General features: G+C 57.1%; 11 protein-coding genes. 10 read left to right on the top strand and 1 reads right to left on the bottom strand.

Features of this window, described 5'->3' with window-relative positions; all coding sequences use genetic code 11:
* Window positions 1-104: 104 nt before the first annotated feature.
* The 10 genes from nudC (at window position 105) to CE153_RS02385 (ending at window position 13587) form a co-directional block, all read left to right on the top strand.
* The gene (gene nudC, locus CE153_RS02430; protein WP_099595011.1) at window positions 105-1193 is read left to right on the top strand and encodes an NAD(+) diphosphatase; all 1089 of its coding nucleotides are present in this window, start codon (window positions 105-107) and stop codon (window positions 1191-1193) included.
* 56 nt (window positions 1194-1249) lie between these two features.
* The gene (gene gcvH, locus CE153_RS02425; RefSeq protein WP_039199161.1) at window positions 1250-1654 is read left to right on the top strand and encodes a glycine cleavage system protein GcvH; all 405 of its coding nucleotides are present in this window, start codon (window positions 1250-1252) and stop codon (window positions 1652-1654) included.
* A 135-nt stretch (window positions 1655-1789) separates the two neighbouring features.
* Window positions 1790-3025, top strand: a complete 1236-nt coding sequence (locus CE153_RS02420; RefSeq protein ID WP_099595010.1) for an App1 family protein — start codon at window positions 1790-1792, stop codon at window positions 3023-3025.
* A gap of 161 nt (window positions 3026-3186) precedes the next feature.
* Window positions 3187-5637, top strand: coding sequence for a S9 family peptidase (locus CE153_RS02415; protein WP_180753382.1), 2451 nt, complete (start codon window positions 3187-3189; stop codon window positions 5635-5637).
* A gap of 206 nt (window positions 5638-5843) precedes the next feature.
* On the top strand, window positions 5844-6884 hold the full coding sequence (locus CE153_RS02410; protein ID WP_099595009.1) for a 3-isopropylmalate dehydrogenase: 1041 nt from the start codon (window positions 5844-5846) through the stop codon (window positions 6882-6884).
* Window positions 6885-7057: 173 nt separating this feature from the next.
* Entirely contained in the window at window positions 7058-7792 is a 735-nt protein-coding gene (locus CE153_RS02405; protein WP_099595008.1) for a TM2 domain-containing protein, read from the top strand.
* Window positions 7792-8934: a lipoate--protein ligase family protein gene (locus CE153_RS02400; protein WP_099595007.1), complete on the top strand. Its 1143-nt coding sequence runs from the start codon at window positions 7792-7794 to the stop codon at window positions 8932-8934. Before CE153_RS02405 ends, CE153_RS02400 begins: the two co-directional genes overlap by 1 nt.
* A 171-nt stretch (window positions 8935-9105) precedes the next feature.
* Entirely contained in the window at window positions 9106-9831 is a 726-nt protein-coding gene (locus CE153_RS02395) for a Crp/Fnr family transcriptional regulator (protein ID WP_099595006.1), read from the top strand.
* 100 nt (window positions 9832-9931) lie between these two features.
* Complete coding sequence (locus CE153_RS02390; protein ID WP_099595005.1) at window positions 9932-12256, top strand: transglycosylase domain-containing protein; 2325 nt, start codon at window positions 9932-9934, stop codon at window positions 12254-12256.
* Window positions 12257-12411: 155 nt separating this feature from the next.
* Window positions 12412-13587: an NADH:flavin oxidoreductase/NADH oxidase gene (locus tag CE153_RS02385; RefSeq protein WP_442861961.1), complete on the top strand. Its 1176-nt coding sequence runs from the start codon at window positions 12412-12414 to the stop codon at window positions 13585-13587.
* Between the two features lie 150 nt (window positions 13588-13737).
* Here the strand turns inward: CE153_RS02385 and CE153_RS02380 are convergent, their stop codons facing one another.
* The gene (locus tag CE153_RS02380) at window positions 13738-14886 is read right to left on the bottom strand and encodes a quinone-dependent dihydroorotate dehydrogenase (protein ID WP_099571708.1); all 1149 of its coding nucleotides are present in this window, start codon (window positions 14884-14886) and stop codon (window positions 13738-13740) included.
* Window positions 14887-15020: the final 134 nt, after the last annotated feature.

The raw sequence follows: 15020 nt of genomic DNA, 5'->3' as shown, positions 1-15020 counted from the left end.
GCAACTACCGTCAATAGCGTAATCAGATATACAAAAATATAAAGAAAATACGATTTATATAGAAAAAATCTTCTATATATCGTATTCAAAGAAAGAAGCAATCGATGAGCGTGTTCTCGCCACTGGCGCTGACTCAGGCACTGCCGTTCCTGCCACTTGCGCAAGGCGACATCGACTATGAGGTTTCAAGACGCGACGAACCCGACCTGTTCGACACAGTGCTGCTGGAACCTGCTACGAAAGTCATTCTCGTCAAAGACGGCATGGTGGCGGTGCCACGCGGACAAGGCGCCATCGCGGACTACGCCAACGTGCACATGCGTTTGACACAGCTGCCCGGATCCTATGTAGCGGCGGAATTGCACACGCATCCGACGGCGCTCGCCATATTCCTCGGCTCATATGGCGGCAAGCGTGACGAGCATGTGGCGGCCGTTGACGTGTCTCGTGTGAAGGCTGCAGAGCCGGTGGCCGCAAGCAGCGAGCATATGGGCGCGGACGACGCGTTCGACGAACAGCGCGAGCCGGAAGCGAAGACGTCGAAATCGCTGTTGGAAAACGCAGCGGAACGATTCGACTGGGTTGACCTGCGCGGATTCGCCCCACATGCCAGCGCGCGTGAGGCTGGCCAGGCCACAACGGCGATTTCGCTAGGTGTGTGGCATGCGCGCCAACGCCATTGCCCCACGTGCGGCGCTCCGACCGAACCGGCGTTGGGCGGATGGGCGCAGCGGTGCACCAGCGAAGCGGATGGCAGACGGCTGCTGTTCCCCAGAGTGGAGCCGGCCGTTATCACGGCGATCGTGGACCATGAGGACCGTCTGCTGCTGCAGCACAACAGCGCATGGCGCAACACCGGCCTGTATTCCGTGTCCGCCGGCTTCGTGGAGGCGGGCGAGAATCTGGAGCACGCATGCCGGCGCGAAGCCAAAGAGGAGGTCGGCATCGACCTCGGCGAACTCAAATATTTGGGATCGCAGCCATGGCCATTCCCAGCCTCGCTCATGATAGCGTTCAAGGGCGTGGCCAATACCACCGACGTGCATGTGGACGGTGACGAGACCCTGCAAGCGCGTTGGATGACCCGTGACGAATATATGAACGAGCTGGTAACAGGGCGTATGGAAGCCCCCGGAAAGGCCACCATCGCCCGCTACATGATCGAAGAATGGCTCGGCCACGATCTGCCGTAACAAGTTTCGGTACCGCGCTATGGGAAATGCGCGCAATTGACATAGAATGAGTTTTCATGAGTGAAGAAAACGAAAACAGGCCGAATCTGGACGTTCCCGAGCATCTCGAATACTCCGACGAGCATGTGTGGGTGGACGCCTCCACCGAACCGGCCATGGTGGGCATCACCGAATATGCGGCCGACCAGCTTGGCGAACTCGTGTACATCGATCTGCCGGAAGTCGGCACCGAAGTACAGGCCGGCGACGAAGTGGCGGAATTGGAATCCTCCAAAGCCGTCACGCCGCTGGTCACTCCAGTGGCTGGCGTGATCCGCTATGTGAACAGCGAAGCGGCCGACGATCCGGGCATCGTTACCGGCGATCCGTATGGCGAAGGCTGGATTTTCAAAATCGAGCTTGAGGATGACGAACCGGGACTGCTTTCCTCCGAGGAATACGCCAACATCGTGGCGGAATAAAAGATTCGGCAAAACGTCTCGGAACAGGGAACCGCATGCGAAATCAGGTATGAAATCGTTACCGTTCCCTGAATAATCCCTGATTTTCATGGCTGGGGCACTAAGTAGTTCGGCAATCGCCTTTATAGTGGGGATATGACCGAACCACAGCCGTTGCCCCAGCGTGAACCGGATGTCATATCCGAAGATGACATGCCGACCGTGCCCATTCCCGCACGCAAGGTGGTCACCACCTTCGATGCCGCTTCAAAACATGAGCGTATCGAAGTCAAGCCTCCGCTGACACAGCTGTTCCGCCGTGCCCTCACCAGAGCGTTCAACGGGTGGGTGACGGTCTCGACAAATATGGTACGCAATCTCAATTGGTATCCGCGCGTGGAACCGTATGTCGGCTATGGCACCGAACATTACTCGCGCCTGATCTGCCGAACCGTGTACGGCCCATTCAAACGCCAGGCGGGCCGCCTGACCCGAGGCATACGCGCTATGCTCACCATCCCCTCGCCGCATACGAAGGTGCGCATCGCCATCGACGGCGTGCCCCTCGAAACCGTGCAGGTGGGGGTGTCGGAAGTGTATGACGAAGTGGATGCGCAGCGCAATGTTTCCAGCGAATTTGCCGCATCCGATTCCGCAGGCTATCTCGATCTTGTGGCCGAGCATTTGCTCGAACCGGGCGTGCATGATGTGTCGTACAAGGTGCGTAGCCGCAAGCCGGTCAAAGCCAACCTGTTCACCATTCCCAGCGGCACGAAAGTCGGTGTAATCTCCGACGTGGATGACACCGTCATGGTCACGCAGGCGCCAAGCCTGATGAAAGCGGCCTACAATCTGCTGCTGCTCAATCCGAAGAAGAAAATGCCGGTGGCGGGCATGAATCTGCTGTTCAACCGCATTGCGGACATGTTTCCGGATGCCCCGTTCTTCTATCTGTCGACGTCGCCGTGGAACGTGGAAAGCTCGATTAGGCATTTCATTGCCGACCATGGGTTCCCGGAAGGGCCGCTGCTGCTGCGTGACCTCGATCCCCGTCCGAAAACGTTCATTCCTTCCGGAGTGCAGCACAAACTCGAGTATGCCGAACAATTAATGGCTGATTTTCCCGATATGAAGTTCATTCTGATCGGCGATGATGGGCAGAAGGATCCGACCACGTACGCCACGATCGCACGTCGGTATCCGGGGCGTGTGCTTGCGATCGGCATACGGCAACTGTCTCCACGCGAGGCCGCCGGTAATCTCGGCACCGTTGCGGGGCGTGCGGCCACACAGCCGATTCCAGTCACCGACGTTCCTGTATTTACGGGAACGACTGGCTCGAATCTGATGAAAACCATGCTGCCGTTCCTGAAACAACAGCTGGGTGTCTGACGTTTTTCTTTCCACTTACAGCAAGGGGGATGCGCGTTGCGCTGGATTGGGAGCGCGATACCGGTATAATCGCCTGCATGACTGATTTTCGGGGTGAACAGGACGCAACGGGCGCGCAGGAAAACGACAAGAGCCGTCAGAGCCGTCTGGGCGAATGCGGAATGCCGATCGCGAAACGCGTGCCGACGGAGCGCGTGTTCCACGGCGACACCTTCATCGATGAGTACGAATGGCTGCGCGACAAGGAATCGCAGGACGTGCAGGATTACGTCGCCGCACAGAACCAGTATTGCGAACAGCGCATGGAAGCGTTGAAAAACCTACGCACCACATTGTTCGACGAGTTCAAATCGCATGTGCAGGAAACCGACATGTCCGTGCCAACGCGCATGGACGGCTACTGGTATTTCACACGCACCAAGGAAGGCCAGCAGTATGCGGTGCAATGCCGTGTGCCGATTCGAAGCGCAGACGATTGGGATCCGCCGACCATTGAGATCGGCGTTCCCCTCGACGGCGAACAAGTGGTGTTCGACACGAATGCCGAAGCGCAAGGCTACGATTTCTTCCGCATTGGTGGCATGGATGTTTCCAAAGACGGACGTTGGATGCTGTACGGCACTGATACCAGCGGCGACGAACGTTACAATTTCCGTATTCGCAATATCGAAACCGGCGATGAACTGCCGGAAGTGTTCGAAGGCATCGGCGGCGCCTGCTTCACGCCGGACGCGCAATGGGTGTTCTACGTGCTGCTCGACGACGCATGGCGTCCATATGCGGTGATGCGACACCGCGTTGGTACCCCCGTCACCGACGATGTGGAAGTGTATCGCGAACAGGACGAACGATTCTGGGTGGGCATCGGCCTGTCGTTCGACGAACGCAATCTGGTGATCGGCACCGGATCGAAAACCACCACCGAAGTGCTGCTGCTTTCCACTGACGATCCGGAAGGTGAATTCCGTGCGTTCATTCCGCGCGAGCCGGATGTGGAATATGACGTGAGCTTCAGCCGTTTCGAAGGTGCCGGCGAGCATGGCGAGGACATTCCGCTCGCCGTGGTTTACCACAATGCGTTGAACCCGAATTTCGAAATCGATGTGATTGACATGCGTTCGCATGAGCCCCCGTATCGTTTGGGTGAGGGTGTGCGTGTGGCCGTCGGCTCGCCGCACGGATGCGAGCATGGCGACGATGTTGAACCGGGCGCTTCTTCGATGCCGATCGGCACGCCGTATTCGAATCCTTGCAATCCCGCCATTTTGCAGGGTGCGCATGGTCTTGGCATCGAGGGAATTTCGATTCATCGGCATTACGTGGCGTTGCAGTACCGTGCGGAAAGTCTGCCGCATATTGCGGTGATGACGAAGGATGCGGCCGCGGAGGATTTTCTTGCAGGTCGCCCATGGCGGTTCACCGAGCTGGTTCCGCACGCGTTGGAAGGCGATTGGGATGTTGATGAGTCGGTGGACGAGATCAACGTGGAGCGTGCCGAAGTGTGGGGTGCGCTCGACCAGTTGGCCGCTGCGCAAGGCGAAGGATCGGCCGTGCATGGGATTTCCCGTAAGGCGATGACTTCGTCGGATGGCGCGACTGCCGATGCGATGCCGGGGGAGACCCGGCGCCTGTATTCGATTAGTACGGGAGATAATCCTTCATATGATGCGCCCCGTATACGCTACTCGTTCGCCAGCTATACGCGCCCCGGCGAGCTGCATGATGTCGATCCGGCAACCGGTGAGGATCGCCTGTTGAAGCGTGCCACCGTGCTTGGTGGATTTGAGCCGCGCGAATATATGGAACGCCGAGTGTGGGTCACCGCCCGCGATGGCGAGCGTATTCCCGTTTCCTTGGTGTGGCGTCGGGACGTGCCTGCTTGTGATTCGGCGATGTTCGTTACTGGTTATGGCGCGTATGAGATCAGTTCGGATCCGGGATTCTCGGTGTCTCGCATCAGTATGCTTGATCGTGGCGTGCTTTATGCGGTGCCGCACATTCGCGGCGGCGGTGAGATGGGTCGTGCCTGGTATGAGCAGGGGCATCTGCTCAATAAGAAGCATTCGTTTGAGGATTTCGTTGATGCCGTGCGTGCGTTGCAACGTGCCGGTTTGGCGTCTCCTGTTCGCACGGTGGCCGATGGTGGTTCCGCCGGTGGCCTGTTGATGGGTGCCGTGGCGAATCTGGCTCCTGAATGTTTTGCCGGTATTGAGGCGGATGTGCCTTTTGTGGATGCGTTGACGTCGATTCTTGACCCGTCGTTGCCGTTGACGGTTACGGAGTGGGACGAGTGGGGCGATCCGTTGCATAATGCGGACGTGTATCGGTATATGAAGGAATATACGCCGTATGAGAATGCGCCGGCTGATGCCGATGATGATCGGGTTGTGGTTTTCCCGAAGATTTTCATCACCACGTCGATGAATGACACGCGTGTGCTGTATGTGGAGCCGATGAAATGGTTGGCTCGCCTGCAGCGCGCTGGTGTGGATGCCGTGGCGAAGATTGAGGTTGAGGCCGGTCATGGGGGTACGTCCGGAAGGTATAAGCAGTGGGAGGAGATTTCCTATGAGAATGCTTGGTGCCTTGCGATGATGGGTATTACGCATTAATTCGTTTGTGTCCGACCGTGTATGTTCGGCGTTTCTTGTAGGGCCCCCGATTTGAGGGTCCTGCACCGAACTGCATTGGAAAGTGCCATACGACGTCAAAATCAATGAAGGTGACACGTTCGTGGCCGCCGACGACGCCATATGGAGTGTCCACTAGTTGAGCGTTACGTGTCCACGTGCTGATCCGTTGACTAGAGTCGCGTGCTATGAGTGATTCTGCAAAGAAGTACACCATCGCCGTCATTCCGGGCGATGGCATTGGCAAGGAAGTGACTCCGTGGGCCCAGAAGGCTCTGGAGAAGGCGGCCGAGGGCGTCGCCGAATTCGATTACGAGAATTTCGATCTTGGTGCCGAGCGTTACCTGCGCGACGGTGCGATTCTTCCGGAAGAGGAAGAGGAGCGCATCAAGAAGACCGATGCGATTCTGCTGGGCGCCGTAGGCGATCCGCGCATCAAGGCCGGCATTCTGGAACGTGGTCTGCTGCTCAAGCTCCGCTTCGATCTCGACCAGTACGTCAACCTGCGTCCTTCCAAGCTGTACAAGGGCGTGACCTCCCCGCTCGCCAACCCGGGCGACATCGACTTCGTTGTAGTGCGTGAAGGCACCGAAGGCCTGTACTGCGGCGCCGGCGGAGCGGTGCGTCGCGGCACCCCGAACGAGGTGGCCACCGAAGTCTCCATCAACACCGCCTACGGTGTGGAGCGCGTGGTACGTTACGCCTTCCAGCTGGCCATGAAACGCAGGAAGCGTGTGACCCTCGTGCATAAGAAGAACGTGCTCGTCAACGCGGGCGACATGTGGCAGCGCGTCGTTGACAAGGTCGCCGAGGAATATCCGGAAGTCTCCCATGACTATCTGCACATTGACGCGACCACCATCTTCATGGTGTCCAATCCGTCCCGTTTCGACGTGATCCTCACCGACAACCTGTTCGGCGACATCATCACCGACGAGGCCGGCGCCGTGGTCGGTGGCGTTGGCTATTCCGCTTCCGGATGCATCAACGCTTCCGACGAATACCCGTCCATGTTCGAGCCGATCCACGGTTCCGCTCCAGATATCGCAGGTCAGAACAAGGCCAATCCGACCGCCGCGATTCTTTCCGCAGCCATGCTGTTGCGCCACCTTGGATTCGACGAAGCCGCAGCCAAGATCGATGTGGCCGTCGAAGCCGACATTGAGGAACTGGGATCCACCACCCGCTCCACCGACGAGGTCGGACGCGACATTCTGGCCCGCATGTGACGGGCATGATCCGGATTATATGATTTTGCCGGATCTATTCGCCTGTTGCAACGCCCGTCGAATCGAGCTTCATGCTTGGTTCGACGGGCTTCACGTATATTCAGGGGGATTTCAGGGATTGCTTTCAGGGTAGATGAAAGAGATAAGACAAATTATGGGATATTGTTGGAAACATGAGTGACAACAATGCCGGCTACAACAATTCCGGACAAGACAACTATTACGCGTCGAATGATTCGACCCAAGCTGATTTCGGACAATTCCAGGATGGCTGCAATCAGCCTGCAGCGCAACCGTACAATCCCAACCAGTATGCATCGCAGCAGCCTGTGCAGGGACATGCCCCGGACGCGCAGGGCAACAACATTCCCGACGGTACGTATGGCAATGCCCAGCCATATGGTCAGCCGGCTGCCTACGGTTCGTCCGTGCCCGCAGATGGCTTGGCCGCTCCCGCTTACGCGCAGCCTACGCAGCCAGCTCAGCCCAGCTACGGCCAGCCGATGTATGGACCGGCGGATTACGCACAATCGGCGCAGACCCCCTACGATCAGCAGCCGGCGCAGCCCCAATACACGCAGCCCGCATACAATCAGCCGCCAATCTACGCGCAGCAGGCCTACTATCAGGCGGCCCAACAGCAGCCAGGCTACGGCTACGCGCAGAAGTCGAAGATCGTCGCCGGCCTTCTCGGCCTGTTCCTCGGCACCCTAGGCATACACAACTTCTATCTGGGCTACACCGGCAAGGCCGTGGCCCAGCTGTTGCTGACCCTGATCGGATGGATCATCCTTATCGGACCGATCATTTCCGGAATCTGGGCTCTGATCGAAGCTATCCTCATCCTGTGCTCCAGCTACGGATCCAGCTGGCACCGCGACGGGCGTGGCCAAGAGCTCCAAGATTGATGCGCAGAGGCCTGTACAAGCAGCCGGGTGGAAAACTCGTAGGGGTTTCCGTCCGGCTTTCTGATGCCGTTCCAGCATATTCTCGCGAATGCGCAAGCTCCACCCAATCCGTAGAACAATGCCGGATCGACGGCGATTTCTTTCTTGACGGCAATGAAAAGGATTCCCGCCGACTATTGCGGGATTTGGAAAACTTGCTGCAAAGCCAGCAAAGCGCGTCCGCACGCGATATTACGCGACGATTGCAAGCGATTACCGCGAACTATCCGAACGTGCGATTGGTGGGTATGACGGAAGAGGGCATCGCCATCGCTTTCCTCCGCGCAATCACAGGAAGCGAATCGCGCAATGCGGAAGATGCAACGAACAACGGGAATATCGTGCGGTCCGCGAAACAATATTACGGGGAACAACTGGAAACGCATAATGCGCTGACGCAAGAGGAATATCTGGAACGTTGGCGGGCCCTGAAACCGACCGTCATCCATGACAAACCGCGAAATCCAAACGAACAAATGGAAACCGACATCGCATGGGCGCGCGAAGTGGCGGCAGGAAAACGCGAACCCACGCTGCGTGTCTGGGAATGGGCCGCGCCGGCGGTGGTCATCGGCAAATTCCAGTCACTCGAAGACGAAGTCAACACGGCGGTCGCGCAGAGGGAAGGATTCACCGTGGTCCGACGTTGCACCGGCGGCGGGGCAATGTTCATCGAACCGGGCAACACCATCACCTACTCGCTATATGCGCCGCTCGATTTCACCCAAAGCATAAGCGTCGAGGAATCATACCGGCTCTGCGATTTCTGGCTGGTGCGCGCGCTTGAGGAACTCGGTCTCGACGTACGATTCGCCGGTCTCAACGACATCGCCACGCAATATGGCAAACTCGGCGGAGCCGCGCAACGCCGCTTCACGCCAGTAGGAGGAGGGCCTGGCGCCGTATTGCACCATGTGACCCTCGCCTACGATATCGACGCGGAAAAAATGGGACGAGTGCTGAACACCTCACGCGAAAAAATGTCGGACAAAGCGGTGAAATCAGCGGTAAAACGAGTCGATCCGATGCGCTCTCAGACGGGCATGAGCCGCGAAGACGTGGTTGAACGGCTGCTCGACGCCGCCAAGCGAGTTACAATGTAGCCCGACGATAGAAGCCACCCGAATGTCAAGGGCGATGAGAACTCTACGAAGGCTTGGTGTTCCAAGAGGGCATGCGGAATCGCAGCAAGCTTTCGAAGCCGCAGCAGCACGCCCGACAACACGTCTGGTGGCCGTGCCCAGAGGATGCGCCTATGAACGGAGGTGTGACAAATGGCTACGCCAAACGAGACAAATAGTGGACCCAGTGGCGAAAGTGCAATGTTGCTGCACACCGCGTTGTTCAAGCAGGTTTCTTCCGAAGAGGCGGAGGAACTGCTGCCGCATCTGCAACATGCCGAATACAACAAGGGCGACTATATTTTCCGTGAAGGCGACACCGATCATCGCATGTATCTGCTGGAACGCGGGCGCGTCAAACTAATCCGGCAATCGTTCGACAGACGTGTGCAGTTGTTGAGCATTCATGCGTACGGCGAAGTGCTGGGTGAGATTCCGGTGTTCGATCCGCACGGTGGGCCGCGCACCGCGTCCGCCGTGGCCATGACCAATGACACGAAAGTCGTGTGGCTTGAACATGACGCCCTGTTCGCATGGCTTGACGAGCATCCGCGCGTGGCCGTCGACATGCTTCAGGTGCTCGCGCATCGCATGCGTGACAACAACGAGCGCATTTCGGAACTTGTGTTCATGGACGTGCCGGGACGTTTGGCAAAAACGCTGCTGAATCTGGCGTCACGTTTCGGTGAGCCGGTCGAGGCGGGGTTGAAGGTGCCACACGATCTGACGCAGGAGGAAATGGCGCAGCTGGTCGGTTCGTCGCGTGAGACGGTGAACAAGGCGCTGATGGATTTCGCCAACCGTGGATGGATTGCGCGTGAGGGCCGTTCCATCGTCATCTATCAGCCGGGTATGCTTATTCGGCGGGCGAGACGATAATTTCGGCTATTTTCCAGTGTTTTTCAAGTTTTACGGTTGTTTGTGAGAAATCCGTGACGCCTGTGGGCGAGCGGTTGATTAGTAGACCCACCACTTTAGAATGGGCACCATGCCCGAAAAGAAGACTTTGACCGTTCAACGTGTGCTCGCGCTCGTGATTGCCTACATCACGCTGAGTGTGGGTGGCGGCGTGGCCGCCAGTTTGTTCCTCCTACCGGCGGTTTTCGGCGCGAACAGCGTCGCCAAGGCGGTTATTCCGTCGCTGTCGGTCGAAGGTATTGATTTTGATGTGACCAGCTTGCCGCAGAAGTCGACCATGTACGCTTCCGATGGCACCACGAAAATCACCGAATTCTGGGATCAGAATCGTGAAGTCGTGCCGTTGAAGAAGATTTCCAAATACATGCAGCAGGCCGTGGTCTCGCGTGAAGACAGGCGATTCTTCACTCACGGCGGCGTTGATGTGCAGGGTGTGTTCCGTGCATTCGTCCAAACATACGTGAAGGGCGACCATCAGGGCGGTTCCTCCCTTACCCAGCAGTATGTCAAAAACGTGCTGATTCTGCAGGCGCAGCAGGATGACGATCCGATTGCGCAATACCATGCGTCGGAAGATACCATCGCACGAAAATTGAGAGAAATGCTGATTTCCGTGCAAATGGAAAAGCAGTATTCCAAGCCTGAAATTTTGCAGGGATATCTCAATATCGCACAGTTCGGCGGCAATAGCCTCTATGGTGTGCAGGCGGCTGCGAAACGGTATTTCAATACCACCGCCGATCAGCTGAACATCGTGCAGTCCGCCACCATTGCGGCAATCACCAAGAATCCGAACGCGTACGATCCTTCCGTCGAATCGAACCAGCCGGAATCCGAGAAGCAACGCAACATCGTGCTGCAGCTGATGCACGAGCAGGGCTATATTTCGGATGCGGAATATCAGGAAGCGGTCAATACTCCGCTCGTGGATACGCTTAATGTCCAGCCTATTTCCACCGGTTGCATGGCCGCGGATTATGATGCAGGCTATTTCTGCGATTACGTGGTGCATAAGATTTTGAATTCCAAGGAATTCGGCAAGACCAGCGAGGACAGGGAAAGACTGCTGAAAGAGGGCGGTCTGAAGATTGTCACCACGTTGGATATCGACGCCAACACCTTGTTGAACGAAACCGCGCGCAACACCATTCCGCCGGAAGATTCCTCCGGCATGGAAATCGTGATGGCGTCCGTCAAACCGGGTACCGGAGAAGTGTTGGGCTTCGGTCTGAATCGAACGTATGATGCCACCGAAGCGGCACAGAACGACCAGACCAGGGATTCCATGAACTATGCCGTGGACCGAGAAGACGGCGGCGGCATGGGCTTCTCCATCGGCTCGTCGTGGAAGCCTATCAATCTGGTGGCATGGATGGAAGCAGGGCATTCCGTCAACGAGAACCTGCAGACGTCCACGAGGTATTCGACCTCGTTGTTCGCATGCGATCGTTATACCGGCGGCACCGATTCGTGGAACGTCACCAACGCAATAACCAATGGAACGGTGAACCCGGAAACGCCGGCATTGGCTTTGGCAAGGTCTCATAACACCACGCAGGCTTCCATGGGATCCATCATCGGTTTGTGCAAGATTGCCGATACCGCAACTGAACTTGGCTATCATGATGCGAATACCGGTGAGACGCTCGACAAGACCTCATCATTCGTGCCTGCCATGATGGTCGGTAACGTCAACGTGTCCCCGCTGACGATGGCAAGCATCTTCGCTGTATATGCGTCCAATGGCGTGCAATGCAATCCGATCGCGCTGAAGCAGGTGACTGATGTGGATGGCAATGATATTAAGGTGCCTTCCGCGAACTGCCATCAGGCGGTTGATCCGGAAATCATTCAAACGCTTGCTTGGGCCATGAATCAAGGCGTTGTTCGTCCTGACGGCGCAGGCGGTGTGGCACAGTTGGCCAATGGACGTAAGACCTTCGCCAAGACCGGTACCCACGAGGATCAGCTAGTTACGACAGGTGGTTTCATTCCGAACCAGATCGCTACATTCGTGCTCGTCGGTGACGTGCAGAATCCGGTTGGACACCCGATTGCGAATATCGCTATCAACGGCCAATACCACGGCTATTGGGATGGTTCCACCATCGCGGCCCCGGCATGGCGTGACTTTATGAATGCTTATGCGGAACGCAAACAGCTGCCGATTGATAACGATTATGGGCAGCCTGCGGCCAAGTATTCCGCAACATCCGGCGCGGTCACTAGGATTGGCGGTGGAAAGCAGAATGCCACACAGCAGCAAAGCACAATCATCCAGCAGCAGAACCAGTCACTTCAGCAGCAAAGCCAGTCGCTTCAGCAGCAAAGCCAGCAGAACGACCAGCAGGCTGATCAGGATCAGCAGCAGACCGAAGATGAGTGACGCTTCCGCAATTCAGTGAATGGAAGTGAACAATCAATGAACGCCCGCCATGCTCGGCGGGCGTTCTGCGTAGAATGCAGATAGTGCCGGTTCTACGGCACGAAATCTCCAGAGAAGCTCAAGGGGAATACGAAAAGAAGGTTCAGCTGATCGGCATGAAGCCGGTAGACGCGACCGGAGGGGGAGCTACTACGATGAGCGAAGATGAAAAGAAGACGAAGCAGTCGAAGAAGGTCAAAACCAATGGCACGGTTGGCCTGTTCGATCCTATGACTTTGCGTGGAGTGACCGTGCGTAACCGTATCTGGCTGCCGCCGATGGACACGTATTCCGCGTTGGCCCAGGATGGTCTGCCCACGCCATTCCACTACCAGCATTATGTGTCGCGTGCCATGGGCGGTTTCGGCATGATTATCGTGGAAGCTACCGCAGTGGCGCCGGAGGGTCGTATTTCGCCATGCGACTTGGGATTGTGGGCCGACGAGCAGATGGATGCATGGCGTTGGATCGTTGCCGATACGAAGGCTGCCGGCGCCACCATGGCGGTGCAGCTCAACCATGCCGGACGCAAAGCCTCCACCGGTTGCTTCTCCATCGGTTTCGAGCATGAGAGCGTGCCGGAGGAGCAGGGCGGTTGGAAGACCGTGGGGCCAAGCGCCAACGCGTTCGGCTCGCTGCCCAAGCCTCGCGCGTTGACCGTTGACGAGATCCATGCCATTGTCGACCAGTTCCGCGATGCCGCTTGGCGTGCTTATGATATCGGTTTTGACGCGGTGGAAATTCATGCGGCCCACGGCTATCTGCTGTCGCAGTTCCTCGACCCGCTGATTAACGAGCGTGAGGATGAGTATGGCGGATCGTTCGAAAACCGCATCCGCATGCTGGTCGAGGTCGTGGACGCCGTGCGTTCCGTCGTGCCCGACACCATGCCGGTGCTGGTGCGCGTTTCCGCAACCGACTGGGCTGCCGGCGGTTGGGATCTCGACCAGACCGTCGACCTTGCCAAAGTATTGAAGGAGCATGGCGTCGATCTGGTGGATGTTTCCACCGGAGGCATGATTCCGGGCGTGACCATTCCGGTCAAGCCCGGCTATCAGGTTCCGTTCGCGGAGCAGGTGCGTTCGCGTGCCGGAATCCCAACCACGGCGGTCGGTCTGATCACCAAACCGAAGCAGGCCAAGAAGATTCTCAAATCCGGTGCTGCCGACGCCATCGAAATCGGACGTGTGGCATTGCGTGATCCGAACTGGCCATTGCGTGCCGCAGCCAAGCTCGATATTCCGACCGAAAATGCGCCCTATCAGCCGCAATACGTGCGTGGCGCGTATTAAATGGAACCGATAGATTGGATTATCGTCAGATAAATATCAGATAAAAACAGGCAGTATTGGTAATCGCAATAAAATAGCGTCCCGCACCATGGTATTGGTTGCGGGACGCATTATTTTTGCTGCTTTCATCTATCGGGAAGCCGGCTGAAATCAGGCGTCGATGCCGACGGCCTGGCTGACGTGGTCGAAACCGTCGCGCTTGAGCAGTTCGGCGAGACCGCGCTTCAAAACGGTGATCTGCTGCGGACCGCGGTACATCAGCGAGCTGATGAACATCACCAACGACGAGCCAGAACGGATCTTCTCATAGGCCTGCTGCGGTGTGAACACGCCGCCGATGCCTGCGATTGTGAAACGGTCGCCGTATTCGCGGTACACCTGCTTGATGCGTTCGTTGCTGGCCGCATAGCAAGGCGAGCCCGACAATCCGCCCTCCCAATCACGCGGGATGTTCATGCCGGTACGATCCTTCTGCAGGTTCGCGATCGATAGTCCCTGCACGTTGTGCTCGGCAAGCACGTCAAGCAGTTCCTTGAACTCTTCCCAGCTCTTGTTCAACGGCAGTTTTACCAGTGTGGGCTGCGGGCGTTCGATTTTGTCGAGTTCGGTGAATAGCCTGTCGAGCGCTTCCGGACTTTCGTTGAACGGTTCGCCGGCCATGGTGTTCGGGCAGGAGATGTTCACTTCGACCATGGCGGTGCGGCCGACGGCGCGACGCATCGAAGTGCAGTAATCCTCGATGCCCTCCTCCAAATCGCCGGTTTTGGTGTCGTTCGTGCGCGCGATTGATACGGAAATCTGCATGTCGCGAGCTTTCGTCCAAGCCTGCTCAGCACGCGGAATCACGATTTCCGATCCCTCATTGGCAAGACCGACGTGCACCATCATCGAATCATATTCAGGCAGGCGATGGAACCACGGCCTCGGATTGCCGGGGCATGGGCGGGACGTGGTGGAACCGACCGTTTCGAAGCCGAAACCGGCATTGTCGAGCAAGACCGGCATCTCGCAGTTCTTGTCAAGACCGGCGGAAAGACCGAACGGATTGACGAAGTCGATGCCCATAACATTGGTTTCCAGCACCGGGTCGGAGTAGTTGAGCATTTCACGGCACGCCCACATCAGCGGAGGAATGTTCTTGGTGATCTTGCAGAACTGGATCATCTGGTCATGCGCCACGTCGGGCGTTTGATTGAAAACGAAAAACGGTTTGATGATGTGCTTGTAGCCGAAGGTGAAGAGATCGGTGGTGGCTTTGTTCACCGCGTCGTGCCAGAAATTCTCAGAAACATACGTCATGGTTCACCATTCTCGCATCGTTTGCTGAAAGAAGGCAACATAGTGATCGGTTTCGTTGACGGTATGTCGACGTTCGTTTTTGTGCGATTCGGAGGATTGTGTGATATTCAGGTACACTTTTCTGCAAGTAAAAC

It is taken from the genome of Bifidobacterium sp. N4G05 (genome assembly GCF_002742445.1).
Taxonomy (GTDB): domain Bacteria; phylum Actinomycetota; class Actinomycetes; order Actinomycetales; family Bifidobacteriaceae; genus Bifidobacterium; species Bifidobacterium hominis.
The sequence above is the reverse complement of the archived record's forward strand: the minus strand, read 5'-3'. Positions and strand labels throughout refer to the sequence as shown.

Coding starts and splice junctions, on each gene's coding strand:
- nudC (WP_099595011.1), top strand. CDS start 105: ATGAGCGTGTTCTCGCCACTGGCGCTGACTCAGGCACTGCCGTTCCTG.
- gcvH (WP_039199161.1), top strand. CDS start 1,250: ATGAGTGAAGAAAACGAAAACAGGCCGAATCTGGACGTTCCCGAGCAT.
- CE153_RS02420 (WP_099595010.1), top strand. CDS start 1,790: ATGACCGAACCACAGCCGTTGCCCCAGCGTGAACCGGATGTCATATCC.
- CE153_RS02415 (WP_180753382.1), top strand. CDS start 3,187: ATGCCGATCGCGAAACGCGTGCCGACGGAGCGCGTGTTCCACGGCGAC.
- CE153_RS02410 (WP_099595009.1), top strand. CDS start 5,844: ATGAGTGATTCTGCAAAGAAGTACACCATCGCCGTCATTCCGGGCGAT.
- CE153_RS02405 (WP_099595008.1), top strand. CDS start 7,058: ATGAGTGACAACAATGCCGGCTACAACAATTCCGGACAAGACAACTAT.
- CE153_RS02400 (WP_099595007.1), top strand. CDS start 7,792: ATGCGCAGAGGCCTGTACAAGCAGCCGGGTGGAAAACTCGTAGGGGTT.
- CE153_RS02395 (WP_099595006.1), top strand. CDS start 9,106: ATGGCTACGCCAAACGAGACAAATAGTGGACCCAGTGGCGAAAGTGCA.
- CE153_RS02390 (WP_099595005.1), top strand. CDS start 9,932: ATGGGCACCATGCCCGAAAAGAAGACTTTGACCGTTCAACGTGTGCTC.
- CE153_RS02385 (WP_442861961.1), top strand. CDS start 12,412: ATGAAGCCGGTAGACGCGACCGGAGGGGGAGCTACTACGATGAGCGAA.
- CE153_RS02380 (WP_099571708.1), bottom strand. CDS start 14,886: ATGACGTATGTTTCTGAGAATTTCTGGCACGACGCGGTGAACAAAGCC.